Source organism: Microcoleus sp. PH2017_09_SFU_O_A, from assembly GCF_020738625.1.
In the GTDB taxonomy this organism is placed as follows: Bacteria; Cyanobacteriota; Cyanobacteriia; order Cyanobacteriales; family Microcoleaceae; genus Microcoleus.
Map to the genome: position 1 here is coordinate 1 of NZ_JAEQCF010000013.1, position 16,792 is coordinate 16,792.

Annotated in this window: 12 protein-coding genes; 9 read left to right on the forward strand and 3 right to left on the reverse strand. The window is 47.4% G+C overall.

All coding sequences use genetic code 11. The features are described from left to right. The first annotated feature begins 57 nt into the window (after positions 1–57). The 5 genes from JGK16_RS07480 (at position 58) to JGK16_RS07500 (ending at position 6,969) form a co-directional block, all read left to right on the forward strand. Positions 58–1,233 (forward strand): tetratricopeptide repeat protein, encoded by a 1,176-nt coding sequence (locus JGK16_RS07480; protein WP_293180109.1) that lies wholly within the window; start codon positions 58–60, stop codon positions 1,231–1,233. Positions 1,234–1,471: 238 nt separating this feature from the next. Next, complete coding sequence (locus JGK16_RS07485) at positions 1,472–2,446, forward strand: protein phosphatase 2C domain-containing protein (protein WP_293190088.1); 975 nt, start codon at positions 1,472–1,474, stop codon at positions 2,444–2,446. Positions 2,447–3,007: 561 nt separating this feature from the next. Further along, entirely contained in the window at positions 3,008–4,288 is a 1,281-nt protein-coding gene (locus JGK16_RS07490) for a VWA domain-containing protein (RefSeq protein WP_293180104.1), read from the forward strand. A gap of 345 nt (positions 4,289–4,633) precedes the next feature. Further along, positions 4,634–5,335 carry an FHA domain-containing protein gene (locus tag JGK16_RS07495; protein WP_293180101.1) on the forward strand — a complete coding sequence of 234 codons (702 nt, stop codon included), beginning with the start codon at positions 4,634–4,636 and terminating at the stop codon, positions 5,333–5,335. 143 nt (positions 5,336–5,478) lie between these two features. Beyond that, positions 5,479–6,969 (forward strand): hypothetical protein, encoded by a 1,491-nt coding sequence (locus JGK16_RS07500; protein ID WP_293190090.1) that lies wholly within the window; start codon positions 5,479–5,481, stop codon positions 6,967–6,969. Positions 6,970–7,192: 223 nt separating this feature from the next. On the opposite strand, the gene JGK16_RS07505 is transcribed toward JGK16_RS07500, so the two are convergent. Continuing rightward, positions 7,193–8,413, reverse strand: a complete 1,221-nt coding sequence (locus tag JGK16_RS07505) for a hypothetical protein (protein WP_293190091.1) — start codon at positions 8,411–8,413, stop codon at positions 7,193–7,195. Between the two features lie 489 nt (positions 8,414–8,902). On the opposite strand from JGK16_RS07505, the gene JGK16_RS07510 reads away from it, so the two are divergent. Then, on the forward strand, positions 8,903–9,724 hold the full coding sequence (locus JGK16_RS07510) for a transglutaminase-like domain-containing protein (RefSeq protein ID WP_293190092.1): 822 nt from the start codon (positions 8,903–8,905) through the stop codon (positions 9,722–9,724). 318 nt (positions 9,725–10,042) lie between these two features. Continuing rightward, on the forward strand, positions 10,043–10,720 hold the full coding sequence (locus JGK16_RS07515; protein ID WP_293180089.1) for an alpha/beta hydrolase: 678 nt from the start codon (positions 10,043–10,045) through the stop codon (positions 10,718–10,720). A 162-nt stretch (positions 10,721–10,882) separates the two neighbouring features. Here JGK16_RS07515 and JGK16_RS07520 read toward each other — a convergent pair whose 3' ends face one another. After that, positions 10,883–11,347, reverse strand: coding sequence for an SRPBCC family protein (locus tag JGK16_RS07520; protein ID WP_293180086.1), 465 nt, complete (start codon positions 11,345–11,347; stop codon positions 10,883–10,885). A gap of 77 nt (positions 11,348–11,424) precedes the next feature. Here JGK16_RS07520 and JGK16_RS07525 point away from each other — a divergent pair, with 77 nt between their 5' ends. Together JGK16_RS07525 and JGK16_RS07530 are read left to right on the forward strand one after the other, a co-directional pair. Next, the gene (locus JGK16_RS07525) at positions 11,425–13,104 is read left to right on the forward strand and encodes a mechanosensitive ion channel (protein ID WP_293190093.1); all 1,680 of its coding nucleotides are present in this window, start codon (positions 11,425–11,427) and stop codon (positions 13,102–13,104) included. 113 nt (positions 13,105–13,217) lie between these two features. Further along, positions 13,218–14,021, forward strand: coding sequence for a Uma2 family endonuclease (locus tag JGK16_RS07530; RefSeq protein ID WP_293190095.1), 804 nt, complete (start codon positions 13,218–13,220; stop codon positions 14,019–14,021). A gap of 153 nt (positions 14,022–14,174) precedes the next feature. Here the strand turns inward: JGK16_RS07530 and JGK16_RS07535 are convergent, their stop codons facing one another. Next, positions 14,175–16,784, reverse strand: coding sequence for a polynucleotide kinase-phosphatase (locus JGK16_RS07535; RefSeq protein ID WP_293190096.1), 2,610 nt, complete (start codon positions 16,782–16,784; stop codon positions 14,175–14,177). Positions 16,785–16,792: the final 8 nt, after the last annotated feature.

The following is a 16,792-nucleotide window of genomic DNA, read 5'->3' on the forward strand; positions in this document are numbered from 1 at the left end:
GCAAATAGTCTCGTGCGATCGCCCGAGTTGCGGACAAAGCTACCCAAATAGTCAAGGATGGGTAGCTTTGTCCATAAATTAAGTTACAGTTTCAAACCCAGTCCGCAAGAAGAACCCCTATTCGCCCACCAAGAATCCCTCTATCGCTTCTTGCTCAAAGCCACGGCGTACAACGCTGACGATCGCTTCCAGTCGGCGGAGGAAATGGCCGATCGATTGTTGGGAGTGTTGCGGGAAGTGGTAGCACTGGAAACAAATACGCCGCATCCGGCTGCCAGTACCCTGTTCGGCTCGGATATGCTCGCGCTGACGGCATCTTCAGACTTGGAACCGATTGGCGCGGACTTCCGACAGTTGCCCGTACCGACGATCGATAGCAACGATCCAGCTTTTAACGCGGTATTGAATGCCCAAGCGATCGCCGATCCCATACAACGTCAGGTGAATTTGGAGCAGGTGGTGCAGCAGTATCCCAACTCTCGCGAAGCTTTACTCCGACTGGCTGACAGTTCGATCGAGATTCGCCACTATCCAGCCGCCGAAACGGCACTAACGCAAGCCGAACAACTCGATGCTTGGGATTGGCGCGTGCGTTGGTATCGCGGTAGGTTGCTGCTGGCGCGGGGTCAGGCAAAACCCGCACAGGAACAGTTCGATCGCGTTTACTCGGAATTGCCGGGGGAACTGTCTCCTCAACTAGCATTGGCGCTGGCGGCGGAATTGGCAGGCGATCGCAAGCAGGCAATTAAGCTCTACGATCGCGTGTGTCGGACTGACCCCAGTTACGTCAGCGCGACGTTTGGCTTGGCCAGGTGTTTGAGTGCTACAGGCGATCGTCAGGCGGCGGTGGAGGCGTTGCGACGAGTGCCGCCAACCTCGAATTTGTCGGTGCGATCGCGGGTGGAAACGGCGCGGATGCTGATCGATCGAAAACATACCGCACCAGGAGCCAAGGAGTTGAGCCTAGCAGCCACGACGCTCGAAGCCTTAACGCTCGAAGGCATGGAGCGGCATCGCTTGACGAAACAGCTTTTAGAAACGGCCCTAGGATCGATCGCTTCAAAAGCGATTCAGCCATCGGCGATCGTCCTTTTGGGGCATCAACTGCAAGAAGTTGAGCTCAGAAAAGGGTTAGAAAAAGCCTTGCGCGCCATGGCACATTTATCCACGGGAGCGGAAAAGATTCGTTTGGTTGATGAGGCGAATCGCGTGCGTCCGAGAACATGGTTGTAGGAGAGGAAAGCGAATGGAATTCACGCCTACGCGGACTCAGGAATTTTCAACCTGCACAGGCCGATTTTACTCCTGTAGCCGCGTTTTGAACCGCCATATTTTCTTGTTATATCAAATCCGGTAACATCAGAATTATTCATCTCTCTTGTCTCTCTCTGTGTTCTCTGCGCCCTCTGCGGTTAAATCATTCCGATCCAGCAGGAAGCGATATTACTCATGCTTTTTTAAGACCCAAACTATGCAATGTCCCAACTGTGAAGCTTTAGTTCAAATAGACGATCGCTTTTGCGAAGAATGCGGTACGCCACTGGTCAATTCACCCGTCAATGTTACTGAAACTTCTACAAAACTATGCAATAAATGCGGCGCGGCACCCGAGGCGATCGATGCCGATGGATACTGTTCGGTTTGCGGGTTCAAAAATGAATATCGGCAAGTCCGAGAAACCGATCGCATGGAAGTAAATCTTCAGCCTAATTTCGCGGGAGTGAGCGATCGGGGATTGAGACACGAACGCAATGAAGATTACTTGGCTTGTGCGGTAATAGAAAGCAGTAACACTTATATTGCGATCGCCTGCGATGGGGTGTCGAGTTCTCAGTTTCCCGAATTGGCATCGAAAGCAGCGGCAGAAGGTGCCAGAGATGGCATTGTCACTGCTCTAGAAAAACATCTTTCCCCAGAAACAGCTCTCCAACACGGAATCGCTGCCGCACTCAATGAAGTCTGTGTTATTCCTCATAGGAGTTTGAATCAAGATGCACCTTCGACGACGATTGTTGCGGCGGTAGTACAAAATTCGATCGCGACAATTGCTTGGTTGGGAGATAGTCGCGCCTACTGGATCGATCGGGAAAACTCCCAACTGCTGACGCGAGATGATTCTTGGTTGAACGAAATAGTTACATCGGGACAAATGAGCGCAGCCGAAGCTAGCAAGTCCGATAAAGCTCATGCCATTACGCGCTGGCTGGGTGTGGATGCTAAAGAGGATGCTGTTCCTTCGATCGTGCAGTTTCCGATTCCCGGTTCTGGATATTTGTTACTTTGTACGGATGGATTGTGGAATTATGCACCCGACGCCCCACAACTCGCCGATCTTGTCAAGGGCAATGCTTCAGAAGATGCGATCGGCATGGGGCGCCATCTCGTAGAATTTGCTCGCTCTTGTGGCGGTCGAGATAACATTACTGTCACTCTGTTAGTCGTTTGAGGATAATATTATAAGAAGGAAGAAGGAAGTTTGGCAATGAAGCTGTGTACGGAATGTAACGGATGTAAATAAGATATTGCAACGTTCTCCATTAACCTGTAGGGGCAGGTTCGCCAACCATATCTAATGAGTACCAACAATCTTAATAAACCTGCCCCCACCCAACGAGAGATTCACGATCGCGCTCTTTGATATAATTGGGGAATGTGCGATCGCAATTCTATCGCTGGCTGGCGAGAAACCGGGTTTCTGCGAATAAGGTCTGCTGAGTACGAAGCATATAAAAAGAAACCCGGTTTCTGAGATTGTGCGATTCCCTACGGGATAGCTGCGCTTCACGAATTTCTGTCGTTAGGTGAGGGCGAGTTTTTGTAAATTGTCGATGTTCATTATAGATAGTGGGCTCACGGGCCCTTACAGGATAATTGATAATACTGCAAGATCTCAGTTCTACTCAACCTACACTCTAATCTCTTTTCTCAATCTGTAAATTAGCATCATTTTTACTGAAAAAAGCATCGATCGCATTTACTCAAAATTCATTCAAAAAACTCAAAAACAATGTCTACCCAATTCCAAGCCGAAGTCTTCCAAAATCCCTACCTTCATCAAGGTTCCAGAGAAGTCAATGCCATTATGACCGTCACCGTCCGTGGGGACGAAAATATTGGCATCGCACCTCAAACAGGAGGCAAACTCTTCGGGATTATCTGCGATATTTCCGGTTCGATGCAGGGCGCAAAAATCCACGCCGCCAAAAATGCGATGATTAAACTCGTGCAGTTAATTCCGGCGGATACCTCCTTTTTTATCGTGGTAGGTTCCACTCGCGCCCAGGTAATTTTTCCCACTGCCCTAGCCACAGTAGAAAACAAATCCCAAGCCATTTCCCAAATTAAAGAAGTCCAAGCCAGTGGCGGTACATTAATGTCTCAATGGCTGGAAGCTTCACTAACGCAGTTCAAAGAGATGCCCAATGCCGTCAGACAAGCCCTATTGCTTACCGACGGGCAGAACGATGATTCCGACCAAAAACGCCTAGAAAAGGTGCTGCAAGCGTGCGAAGGTGTATTTCAGTGCGATTGTCGGGGCGTGGGAACCGACTGGCGCGTCAAACAGCTTCAGTTCATTGCCAACAGGCTACTCGGAACCACCGATATCATCGCCAACGCGGTGCAAATAGAAGCGGATTTCCAAACCATTCTCGCCCAAGCAATGACTAAAACGGTGAGTGATGTCGCCTTGCGTTTGTGGACTCCCCAAGGGGCAAAGGTGCGATTTTGCAAGCAAGTTAGTCCCGAAATTGTCGATTTGACCGATCGCGCCCAATCTATTAAACCGCAAGTTTGCGACTATCCGACAGGGGCTTGGGGAACGGCAGAATCGCGCGATTACCACTTCTGCATTGAGGTGAATCCCGGTAATGTGGGAGATGAGATGCTGGCGGGAAGGGCGAGTTTAATTTACACCGCTGATGGGGTGGAAACGAAAATTACCGAGGCGCGGATTCTAGCGGTGTGGACGGATGACGAACAGAAATCTACGAAAATCGATCGGCGAGTGGCGCACTACACCGGACAAGCAGAACTCGCGCAAACCATTCAGGAAGGACTTGAAGCCCGCGATAAAGGTGATGTAGAAGTGGCGACGGCTAAGCTGGGAAGGGCTGTCAAACTCGCCCATGACTCCGGAAATGAGGGAACGGCGAAACTGCTGCGCCAGGTGGTGGAGGTGGAAGATGCACCCACGGGAACAGTTCGTTTGAAGCGGAATGTGGCGAAGGAAGATGAAATGGCATTGGAAACTCGATCGACCAAAACAGCACGAATTTCGAGAAATTAGCCATCCCAAATCTATAGCAGTTGACAGTTGACAGTTGACAGTTGACAGTTACATAGTACGAGCATCTAACCGTTTCTGCTCAAGGGTATTAGGATCTATTTATGACATTATTTATGTCCCGATACGGTTCAGTTAAGATTGTCCGAAGAGAGGAACGAAGCATAAGCCCTTCGGGCAGGCTTCGCCAACGCAGTGTCTATGTTTCATGAGTTTTCCCTGTGACAATCTCCGATCGCAATCGTATTGATTTATGTCCTAACCTATGTGGCGGTTGCTATACAATCCCAAATCTAGAATCCACAATCGGCAATCCAAAATCCAAAATCCAAAATCGTATAGATAATTATGTCAGTCTATCAGTGTCCAAAAGGTCACGAATCGATCGAATCCGATTATTGTTCGGAATGCGGCGCGAAGATTAATGGAGGTGCGGCTGTCGAAGCCAAAAGTCCGCCCGTTCGAGTTGCCACAGCTACCATTAACTGTCCCGATTGCGCGACTCCACACGAGGAAGATAGCGGCAACTTCTGCGAAATTTGTGGCTATAACTTCGTCACCGGTGCGAGTGGAGAAATTCCGATTCCCAAGGCATCAGGAATCGCATCTTCTGTTTTGGATGCGGGTACTATAGATGCGGGCGCAACCCATGTTTCCCCGACATCTACCTCACCCACAACGACAGGAACTCCCGAACTTCTCATCACAGTCGATCGCACTTTGCGCTGTGAAGGTAGCCCGGAACCGCCCGCGTTTACCCCCATGACTTTCCCTATGGAAAAACCCAGTACCCTCATCGGACGCACTAGCGATGTCCGCGCCATTTATCCAGATCTCGCCCTCGATTTGGACGATGCCATTTCCCACCGCCACGCCGTCATTCACCGCCAACCAGATGGGGCATTAATCCTGCGCGATATCGGTTCCACCAACGGTACGTTTCTCAATGGGGTTGAACTTGTGCCGATGACAGATATTAGTCTGAAAGATGGGGATGAAATTACGTTGGGACATTGGACAAAGATGATTGTTAATATTACCCAGTCTTAACTAGCAGGCAAATCGGTAATTGATAAAAACTCCCCCACCAATGACAAATTATATCATGTCCGATAGATTACCACAATAACAAAAACAGTTCGTAGTGCGGACTTAAGTCCGCATCTTTTAACCAATTACCCATTACCAAATTTATGAGCCAAGTTACCACCAATTCTGCTTCAAGAAAAAAGCCCAGTTCGATCGCAAATTGGAAGACAAAATTCACCACCCCTCAGATTCTGCGATGGGGATTGTACCTGGTGTGGGGAGTCAGCCTTTTAGCCTTGGGGACTGCCAATGAAGCAGTGAAAATGCAGCGCGATGCGATCGAAACCATCGGCAAAAATACCGCACCCAGCGTCTTAACTGCCCAGCGAATTAAAGATAGCCTCGCCGATTTGGATGCCAATGCTGCTAACGAATTGCTCGTCAAACCGGGCGAGAATCCTCAAGCCGCTAAAGATTATCGGGGACGGCAAGAAAAACTGTCTAAACTCCTGGCATTAGCGGCGGAGAACATTACGGAGGGGGATGCAGAACGCCAACAGATTCGCACGCTGATCCTATCGTTGGGGGACTACATGACGCAAATCGAACGGGCGCGATTGGCGAACGAACGGGGGGATTCGCGATCGCTTTTGGAGGCGTATCGCAAAGCAGCAAACATTTTGGACTCAATTTTACTACCTGCTGCCGAACAATTGCAAAATGTTAACTTAGAGAGTCTGGATCGAGCTTATATCTCACAAAAAGCGCGATCGGCTAACCTCTTGTTCCTCGCAGTTATTGGCAACCTCTTGCCACTTGTCATGTTGGGACTATTACAACTGTTTCTCTACCACCGAATGCGCCGCAATCTCAATCCCTATTTGTTGGGAGCTACCCTATGTGCGATCGTCTTATTCTTTTATATCACCAATGCACTAAATGCGGCTTCCTATCATCTGAAAGTCGCTAAGGAGGATGCCTTTAACTCGCTTTTGCCGTTGCGACAGGCTCGCGCTCTTGCCTACAGTGCTAATGCCGATGAAAGCCGCTATTTGCTCGATCGAGAATTTGCGGCTCAACACGAACGCAAATTTGTTGAGAAAATGGCGAAAATTGCCGTCATCCCCGCCAATCTGCTGGATTTTGAGTCTGTCGCTAAGGAATTCAAGCCATCCAACGTCCAGGGTGTCGCGGGTTTTACTGGATTATTCGCCCAAGAATTTGCCAATATTACTTTTGGTGGAGAGCGAGACGCGGCGGTGGAAATGTTATCGGCATTTGGGGTTTATGTTAACATTGACAAACAAATTCGCTCGCTGGTAAATAGCGACAAAAGAGCTGAAGCGATCGCACTATGTACGGGAAATAAACAAGGGCAATCTAATTGGGCGTTCACTCAATTCCTTAAAAAACACAATGATGTAACAGACATTAATTTAACCGCGTTTACAGAGAATCTCGATCGGGGATTTAAAAGTGTAGGTTATGTGCCCGATAAATCTAAGCAATCAAGTGATGATATTTTGCAGTTGTCTCTGCTCGATCGATCGTTTAAAAATACCTACCAATTTGAGATGTGGAGTCTTGCGTTAATTAGTGCGATCGCTATTTTAACCTTTTTTGGACTCAATTTGCGTTTGAAGGAATATTCGTGATCTTCCAAAGAAGTCAATTGGGGCTTTTTCGTGGGGTGGGGGCTGGTTTATTTAACCTGTCTGCTACCTTTTAGGCTGTTGGCGAACCAGCCCCTACAGGATTATTGATAATGCTGCAAGATGTCAGTGGGGTGGGGGCTGGTTTATTTAACCTGTCTGCTACCTTTTAGGCTGTTGGCGAACCAGCCCCTACAGGATTATTGATAATGCTGCAAGATGTCATTTATATCGACTTAAAAGAACGATTCAATAACTTTTCATACTCACTGACAAGCTGGATTGCTTGCCCTAACGGAGTAGGTCGAGTATATAACAATTGCTTGGCTTGTTGGGCAATTTGACTCAATTGTTCGTTTTCTGCCATCCCTTTGGCTAATGCTTTAGCTTGCAGTGCTTGGAGTCGTCCTCGCAATTCTTGACGCATTTCTAGCGCAGTTTGATTGTCTGTATAGGCTTGTTGTTGAGCGGATAAATACTCTTGCGTTCTGACTCGCCAATTCTGTAAACCAATCTTAACTGGTTGAAATATGCCTTCTTTGAACTTAATTTCTAGTCGAGCGAGCCACTGATTTAAAGCTTCAATTTGTTCGTCCGCTAAAGGCTGCGATCGCGTTGCAGCTTCTGTTATTTTTTCCTGATACTCTGCAAAAATAGTTTGATGTTGCTGATTTAAATGAATTAAGTTTTGCAGAAGTTGATGCGCTTGAGATAATTCTTGTTTAACCGATGCTTTTTGCCGAGCTATTTCCTCTAAATACTGTCTCGATCGAATGATAATTGGTTCAATTTCTCGCTCGAACTCATCGCTGACACCTAACGGATCGCAGATAATGCGATCGCCAAAATCGAGCAAATTTTGCTGAGCAACTGCTAGTTCATTACTCCTCCGAATACCGAGAGAGTCAGCTAAAGTTTGGAGCGATCGCATTTCAGTTTGGGCTCGCGTCAGTTGTGCTGCTAAATGCGATCGTGCCGTCTCCACTGCGACAACCACATCTTTCGCGACTTGAAAAGCAGCAGTCATCACCTCCAGTAATTTCGCAGGTGCAATTGCATTTTGGGTTTGGGCTGCACTTAGTAAGTCTCGCTGTGCTAGAGGAATTTGTTGTTCGCCAAGTTGGATGGAATTACCCGTTAAAAGATATTCAATTTCACGCAGTTGAGATTCTGCACTGGAAATCAAAAACTTAGGAACTTGCTTGCGGAGCATCACAGCCCGATCGATCGTTTTAACTAACAAATCAAAATTCTGAAAGAGGTCATTCATCGCACTGAGTGCGGGAACAACCTTTGCTTTTGTTTTGCCAGTTAACTCAACGTCAGATGGCATTGCAGTGAGTTGTTGATAGGTTGGCAATCCATGCAAATCAATCAGATTTTGACTGATGCGATCGAGATTCTGTTTCCACTGAGCTAGCAGGCGATCGATTTGTTCTACATTCACGGTTGCAATTTCGATTATCTATATTTGTGCAGTAGATTACCATTTTATCAATTTTAAATCTAAATTAAAGTATTGTCTCTATCTAGATGAGTCCGGGTGTATTCCCGAAGCTGAATTTCCAGGTAAAATAGGAGTCTCTGCCATCTTCGCTCGAACTCGCATTTGGGTGCATCTGGGTTTTGTAAAAAGCATTTTTTCTTTGAGTGCTGTCCCCGCTCACGTATTGTACAATATGCGAGCGGGGACAGCACTATAATAATAATAATGTAAAACTGAGATGCTCCAGATCGAACTCGCACTCTGCCATTCATAGGTTATTTACAGGATGTCTAAGCTGTTGCAGCATTTAAATTGTATATTTCGATGACGATGGAGAATTCTATCCCCCGATCCCCATCGGACTCTCTACCTCTCAATCAGGATATACAATTTAAATACGCCAGAGGCAATCTCGCACGATGTTTATTAAAAAATTAATCAATTATAAATATGGATTTGACGATCGCCCGACAACTCTTTTATCAAGAAATTAATCAGCCAGACGCTGCGATCGACCTGGCGAAAGCTGCGCTGTACATGGCTTTGGAAGAATACCCGAATTTTGAGCCTCTGGATTATATCAACGCACTTGACACGATCGCCGATCGAGTGCGTTTGCGCCTCCCGCCACAGAATTATCCGCTGCGGATCATTCAAACTATTAACCGCTATTTGTATGACGATTTGGAATTCTCCGGCAATAATGCTGATTATTACGACCCCCGCAATAGCTTTTTGAATCAAGTGATCGATCGCCGCACTGGTATTCCCATCTCTTTATCTTTGGTTTATTTGGAGGTTGCTAAGCGGATTGATTTTCCGATGGTGGGGATTGGGATGCCGGGACATTTTTTGATTAGGCCGGATTTTGAGGATGCTGGGATTTTTGTGGATGCGTTTAATGGTGGCGAGATACTATTTCCTGAAGATTGTCAAGGGAGGCTTTCTCAAATTTACGGTCAACCTATGGAGTTGCAGCCGGCTTTTCTCGCGCCGGTAAGTCCGCGGCAGTTATTGGGGCGAATGCTGGGAAATCTGAAGGCGATTTACTTCCAACAGGGTGATGCTATGAGGTTTCTGGCGGCGATCGATCGGCTTTTGCTGCTGTTTCCTGATGCACTCTTGGAAAGGCGCGATCGCGGAATTCTCTATTATCAACTGGGGCGCTTGGCCGAGGCGCGGCACGATTTGGAACTATACATTACCAATGCTCCGAATGCTGAGGATGCTGCTAGAATTCGCCTATTGCTCGAAAGGCTCGACCAAAACTAAACTTAAATTTGCGATCGCTAGTCAAGGTTGCAGCTATTGGCTCGCACAACATCACAGGTGAAACCGACAATCTATATAGTTACAGGGCGATCGCCAAATCTCGCTTTTATAAGTTTTGCAAAGGTATATAAAATTGTCAAAAATCGGAGTATAACATATAAATTATGAATTAACACCTATCTTTTGATAGGTTCAATTGGCTTGACATGACTGTATAATACCTAGGTCATTTACGGAACTTCTGAATCCACTTTCCCGACTGATACCTGGGCATTCGATCGAACGAAAAAGTATTTTGACGTAAAGAGGCATAAACTCATGAACTTTAAGTTTCAACAAGGTTATCTTAACGGAATGCAACCGCAGTCAGCCCATTTAGCCAAAAGAATCTCAAAGTCTTTATCATTAGGTTTGGCGCTTTTGGTGGGAACAAGTACAGTATTGCTGAGCAGTAGCAAAGCCTTTGCATTAGACAAAGTTACCGTAAAATACGGTGCTGTTGACGTAACTTTACCAATGAGCGATTTGCAAAGCTTTGCACAAACCGGCAAACCATCATCTCAACTGCAAAGTGTTTTGAGTCTTGCGAAACAAACTCCCGAATCGGTGCGCGAAATATTAACGCGAGAAGTGGCTTTAGATCCCCAAATGGTTTCGCGGCTGGCAAATACTTATTTTGGGGAAATTGTTTTCAAGCAATTGGGTGAGGTTGCTTATACCCCGGCTACAAAGGCACAAAGCGCGCCGGCACTGCGCGATGCTTTGGTTGCAGCTTCCAAAGATGGCAAACTATCCCTGATGGAAGTGATGCAAAATTACACTCCTCCGGCTTTAGAAGTTGATGGCAATCAAGCTATGGCTATCTACCAGCGAGTGATTAAAGATATCCAAGATTTGCAAGCTATGTATCAGAATTCCCCGGGTTTGCAAAGTACGGCTGGTCAAGCAAGACAAATGATTTGTCAGCCCAACTCATCATCGGGGGCTGGGAAGTAAATCATTTTGCTCTGGATTGGGAATGGGGAATGGGGAATGGGGAATGGGGCATAGGGCATAGGGCATAGGGCATAGGGCATAGGGAATTGGTGCTTTCTTTTCCTATTATCTCTTACTTTTCAGCCATTACCGATGACCCATTACCCAATTACCAATTCCCCATTACACCTTGCCAATTTCTTGAGATAATTGCTCGGCTACCCGTTTGAGCCGGCGCAGTTGGCTTTTCATATCTTTTTGCGTCCAAGGGGCTGCAAAGCGATTGAATCCAAATCTAATTAAAGGATTGGGAATTTGAAATTCAAAGCGGTTAATCAAGAGAGTCCCTTGGATTTGGGGCTGGCATTCCCAGCGATCGCATCCTTTGAAATATCCGTCGAACCCCCATACAATTAAACCGGGTTGTCGCTCCAACACAACACTCTCTAAAGTGGGTTGCAAAACGGGAATTTTTATGATAAATAAACTGCGACTTCCTACAGCAGTATCCCATTCGCCCTCTGGATCGCAACGCAGCAGCGGATTGAGCCATTTGTGCATTAAAGTGCGATCGACTATACAGCGCTCCACCAACGTAGCAGCAGCGCGAATTTCAATGGATTGCTCGAAAACTTGACGAATTGACATGAGAACCTGCAAGCTAGAAGCGTATTCTTACAGTTTCTTATTTTCCTTGTCAAATCTGACCTTAACCTGAAAAAACAATGAATGAAACTTGGCAAGAAATAACTCAACCGATATCGGGCCCAATGGCGGTTGTGTCCGATCGAATCTTGGCACAGGCCCAGGTAGCCCCGAATCCGCTCTCAGAAGCGGAGCGGGGATTAAACAATCTATTTGCGGGCAAAGACATTGAAAATCTCGTCTGGGCGATCGGCATCCTGCTAATTGGCTTGATCGTATCAGCCCTCGTCTCATCTTTAGTCGGCGGATTGCTCAAGAAAACGACGATCGACAACCGACTGGCTGCTTGGATTACCGGGCGCCCGGAAGGAGAAGGATCGCCGCAAGTGGAAAAATGGATTTCCGGTGCGGTATTCTGGATCATTTTTATCTTTTTCCTAGTTGCCTTTTTCAACAGGCTGAATCTCACGGCTGTCTCGCAACCGCTGAATACTTTTCTCAACCAAATTGCTGGTGCTTTGCCGAAGTTGGCTAAAGCCCTAATTTTCTTGGGGATTGCTTGGGTGGTGGCGACAGTTGCCAAATTAGCCTTGTCGCGGGCGATGCGGACTTTTGGCGTAGACGAGCGCTTGAACCAGCAGGTGGGTACTGCACCCACCGAGACTCCTTTGCTGCTGAGCGATACTCTGGCAAATGCGCTGTACTGGTTCATTTTTCTGCTGTTTTTGCCGTTGGTTCTCGAATCGCTGGATTTACAGCAGGCTCTGCTGCCAGTGAATAATTTGCTGAACCAAATTTTGGCGGCAATTCCGAAGATTCTGGAAGCTGTGCTGATTGGGTTTGTGGGCTGGCTGCTGGCTCAAGTTGTGCAGCGGATTGTTACGAATCTGCTGGCTGCTGCTGGCGCGGACAGTTTGGGCGCTCGGTTTGGCATTTCCCGGAGTTCGGGCGGACAATCGCTGTCGTGGATTATCGGCACAATTGTCTATGTGTTGATTTTGATTCCTACGGCGATCGCAGCTTTGAATGCTTTGGACATCCAAGCGATTTCCTTGCCGGCGATCGCGATGCTCAATACGATTCTGGGCGCGCTTCCTAACATTTTTACAGCAGCGATAATTCTCGCGGTTGCTTACTTTTTGGGGCGCTGGATCGGCGATTTGGTGACGAATATCTTGACGGGAATTGGCTTTAACAATGTCTTTTCTTGGTTGGGAATGCAGCCGAAACAGCCGCTGCGACTACCGCCGTCGAGTTCGACGGATCCCGACGCAACTGTACTTCAGGAACCGGATGTTGCGGCACGCACGCCTTCGCAATTTGTCGGCATTGTGGTGCAGGTAGGCATCATGCTGTTTGCTGTGGTGGCGGCTACCGACGTGCTGAAGATTCCAGCGCTGACTGCGATTGTTAGCGGTATTGTGCTGGTTGCTGGTAGGGTGCTGTCTGGTTTGGTGGTATTTGCGATCGGCTTGTATTTGGCGAATCTGGCGTTTAGTTTGATTGCTAGCTCTGGAACTCGCCAAGCGCGGCTGTTGGGCCAAACGGCTCGAATCGCGGTGATTGCTTTTGTTGGAGCCTTGGCGCTGCAACAGATGGGCATTGGCAGCGATATTGTGAATTTGGCTTTCGGGCTGTTGCTCGGGGCGATCGCCGTTGGGATTGCTCTAGCTTTTGGTTTGGGCGGGCGCGAGATTGCGGCCGACGAACTTCGCGGATGGCTAGCGTCATTTAAACAAGATAAGACGCCACGTTCGTAAGTCTAATTGATCGGTAAAAAATGGCGTTTGTCCTTAACAAACGCCGTTTTTTTATGCTTAAATTTATCGAACCTGCTAAAATAAGATCAGCGAGAATTGAGGAGACTTAAACCGTGACAGTTTTAACTCAACAAATCGAAGAAGAAATAGAATATCCCAGCAGCGACGGAGAACCGATGGCGGAAAGTGACATCACGCGCGATTACATGACTTACGGCGTGGAAGCTCTGAAGCAGCACTTTCAAGGGCGATCGGATGTCTATGTGTCAGCAAATTCTTTCGTGTATTACGAAGAAGGAAACAAATCAGCAGTAGTTGCTCCCGACATTTATGTAGTATTTGGAGTCAGAAAACGCCAGAGAGATAACTATAAAATCTGGAAAGAAGCAGGGATAGCACCGCAGTTTGTCTTAGAAATAACCTCAGAAACAACTCAAGATGTAGACCAAGAAACCAAACCAGAAATATATCGAAGTTTGGGAGTCAGGGAATACTTCCAGTACGATCCGTCTGGGGATTATTTGAATCCGATATTGCAAGGAGTGCGTTTAGTAAACAACCAGTACGATCCGATTCCTGTCAATAATATCGCCTTCGATACGCTGTGGCTGTACAGCGAAGTATTGGGACTGGAATTGCACTTAGTTTCTGGAGAATTAAGGTTTAGAAATCCTCAAACGGGAGAGTTTCTGAAGACTTATCAGCAATCAGAACAAGAACGGCGGGCAGAACATTCTGCACGGCTGGCCGAACAACAAGCACGGCTGGCCGAACAACAAGCACGACTGGCGGCAGAATCAGCTTTGCGATCGCTCGTTTCTCAACTGTTAAAATCGGAAATGAATTTAGAGCAAGTTGCACAAATGATGAATTTATCGACATCGGAAGTTGAGCGATTAGTAGGGAGAAATGAATGAGCAATAAGGATCGCAAATTAAATAATTTACACTCTTAAAAGTGGGATGGGCGTCCCGCCCGTCTTTTCTGGACGGGCGGGACGCCCATCCCACAAGAACAATAAAGATTATAAGTTATTTCATTCTCATTCCTAAGCGCATCCAACCTTCAGATTACAGCCTCGGATCGACAGGTTCGCTCTCCATCGCTAAAACTCCGAAAACGCACTCATGAACTTGCCTCAACGGAGCACCAGCCACAAATCTCTCCAACGATTCTACACCGAGAGCAAACTCTCGCAAAGCTAAAGAACGCTTCCCGGAAAGCCCGCGCGATCGCAATTTGTCTAAATGCTCCGGCAAAGAATATTCCAAGCCGTAAATAATTCGCAAATACTCTTTACCGCGACATTTGATCGCAGGCTGTACGAGTCCTTTGCTATTGTTCACAATAAATTCCATCGGTTTAACCACCATCCCTTCGCCCCCAGCCTCAGTCATTTTTTCCCACCATTGAATCCCTGCAAATTGACTGTCAAGATCGGCAATTCTAACTACTTTGTATTGAGTAGCTAACAGCAATTCTAGGTCAAAATTACAGATTTCTGCTATCTGTTCCATGTGCCAGCAGTGATTCTGATCGGTGTGAACATTTCCCTCGGTTGCCAAGATGTGGAAAGGCGCTAACTTGAGGTCGGAGATGGATTTCACGGGCCAGCAGTAGCGCTGGTAGGCATTGACATAGCGATCGGCTAAATCGGCTCGTTCCCGGTAGCTAGCCAACACAGAATCAACCTCAACTCCCCGCTGTTTCGCCTGTTCTAGCTGCTGAATCGCCTCTGCAAACCCGTGACGGGATGCGGTTCCCACGGCAGCATATTGTTCTTGCAATAAACCTTGAGCTTTGGCAGACCAAGGCATTAATTCGCAGTCCAAACACACCCAATCGGTTTTAAATTTATCCCAAAAATTGCTGGCAGAAAGAGCGCGATTTACCCGCGTTAAAAACTCGGTTTCTAAGGTAGAATTATCGAAGAAATGGCGACCTGTACGGGTGTAACAAATGCCAATGCTGTTGTTGAGAATCCCAAAGCGCCGTTTGGCCGCCGATTCATCGCGGCAAACAATGACAACTGCACGGGAACCCATGTGCTTTTCTTCGCAGACAACTGTTGATACGCCCTGCTGTTGGTAGTAGTTAAAGGCTTCGGCTGGATGTTCTAAAAGTCCGGGTTCTTGGGAGGTAGCAGCGGGAGACATGGTGGGCGGTAAGTAAATCAGCCATTTGGGATTGGCGGCAAATCTGCTCATTACTTCTAGGGCTGCGATCGCATTTTCTGCGCGAATTGTTATGTTACGTTGCAGCCTGGTTGAAATCATGCGTTTTCCGAGCACGTCGGCAATATCCAGCACGTCATCAAACTGCTGTTGGGCGGTGAGATTTGTGGCGGGAAAACTGTTATCTGGAGTTGCAATGGATGGAAATGCGATCGGTTTGGCTGGTTCGCAGTAAATCATCGCAGCAGGAACGCTGACAAATTCTCTTTCAGGATACCGCAAAGCTGTTAGCTTGCCGCCGAAAACGCAGCCTGTGTCAATATCAACAGTATTGTTCAACCATTCTGTTTCGGGAATCGGGGTATGTCCGTAAACAACAGCAGCTTGACCTCGATATTCTGCGGCCCAATTGTAGCGGACTGGTAAGCCGAATTCATCGATTTCGCCTGTGGTTTCTCCGTACAATGCGAAATCTCGAACGCGGGCGGATGCGCGTCCCTGAAGTTCTGCTTTCATTCCGGCGTGGGCGACGACTAATTTGCCGCCGTCGAGGACGTAATGCCCGATTAAACTATCTAGAAATTGGGTGATTTGACTAACTGCTGATTCGCGCGATTCCTCGGGTAAATCTGCAATTTCTGCTAAGGTTTGTTCGAGTCCGTGGTTGATTTTGACATTTTTGCCGCTGAGTTTTCGCAATAATTTGATGTCGTGATTTCCGGGGACGCACAAAGCGGTTGATGCTGCTACCATGTTGCGGACGAGTTTGAGGGTATCGAGAATGCGCGGGCCTCGATCGACCAAATCTCCCAAAAACACGGCTTTACGACCTTCTGGATGGGCGTAGGTGGGATAATCCCAAAAGCCAGATGCGCTGGATGGTTCGACAATTTGATAGCCCAACTGTTGCAGCAATTGTGACAATTCGCCACAGCATCCGTGAACGTCACCGATGATGTCAAAGGGGCCTGTGTCCTGTTTGCGGTTGTTCCACAGCGGTTGTCTCTCGATTTGGGCTGCTGCGATGTCTTCTGGGGAACGGAGGATGTGAACGTAGCGGAAGCCTTCGCGATCGAGATTTCGGAGCGATCGTCTTAAATTTTGAACGTGGCGGCGAATGACATGACTGCCAAAATTGCGGTTTGGACGCTGTTGATTGCGATCGGCACACAATTTTTCGGGTAAATCCAGCACAATTGCTACTAAAAAGCAATGATATTTTCGGGCTAATTCTAACAGCGGTTTGCGACTTTCTGGCTGCACATTCGTAGCATCAATCACAGTTAATTTACCCGCAGCCAGACGTTTAGCAGCGATTAAATGCAGCACTTCAAAAGCATCAGCGGTAGCCGCTTGATTGTTTTCGTCGTCGGAAACCAGGCCGCGGCAGTAATCGGATGAAATGATTTCTGTCGGTTGGAAATGCTGGCGCGCAAAGGTAGATTTGCCGGAACCCGATGCACCGATGAGCAGGACTAAAGATAGTTCGGGAATTGTAATTTTCATGGTTTAAT

What these genes read in the sequence shown, in the direction of transcription:
- JGK16_RS07535 (WP_293190096.1), bottom strand. Translation starts at nt 16,784, where the DNA reads ATGAAAATTACAATTCCCGAACTATCTTTAGTCCTGCTCATCGGTGCA.
- JGK16_RS07510 (WP_293190092.1), top strand. Translation starts at nt 8,903, where the DNA reads ATGGATTTGACGATCGCCCGACAACTCTTTTATCAAGAAATTAATCAG.
- JGK16_RS07515 (WP_293180089.1), top strand. Translation starts at nt 10,043, where the DNA reads ATGAACTTTAAGTTTCAACAAGGTTATCTTAACGGAATGCAACCGCAG.
- JGK16_RS07495 (WP_293180101.1), top strand. Translation starts at nt 4,634, where the DNA reads ATGTCAGTCTATCAGTGTCCAAAAGGTCACGAATCGATCGAATCCGAT.
- JGK16_RS07500 (WP_293190090.1), top strand. Translation starts at nt 5,479, where the DNA reads ATGAGCCAAGTTACCACCAATTCTGCTTCAAGAAAAAAGCCCAGTTCG.
- JGK16_RS07525 (WP_293190093.1), top strand. Translation starts at nt 11,425, where the DNA reads ATGAATGAAACTTGGCAAGAAATAACTCAACCGATATCGGGCCCAATG.
- JGK16_RS07485 (WP_293190088.1), top strand. Translation starts at nt 1,472, where the DNA reads ATGCAATGTCCCAACTGTGAAGCTTTAGTTCAAATAGACGATCGCTTT.
- JGK16_RS07480 (WP_293180109.1), top strand. Translation starts at nt 58, where the DNA reads ATGGGTAGCTTTGTCCATAAATTAAGTTACAGTTTCAAACCCAGTCCG.
- JGK16_RS07520 (WP_293180086.1), bottom strand. Translation starts at nt 11,347, where the DNA reads ATGTCAATTCGTCAAGTTTTCGAGCAATCCATTGAAATTCGCGCTGCT.
- JGK16_RS07490 (WP_293180104.1), top strand. Translation starts at nt 3,008, where the DNA reads ATGTCTACCCAATTCCAAGCCGAAGTCTTCCAAAATCCCTACCTTCAT.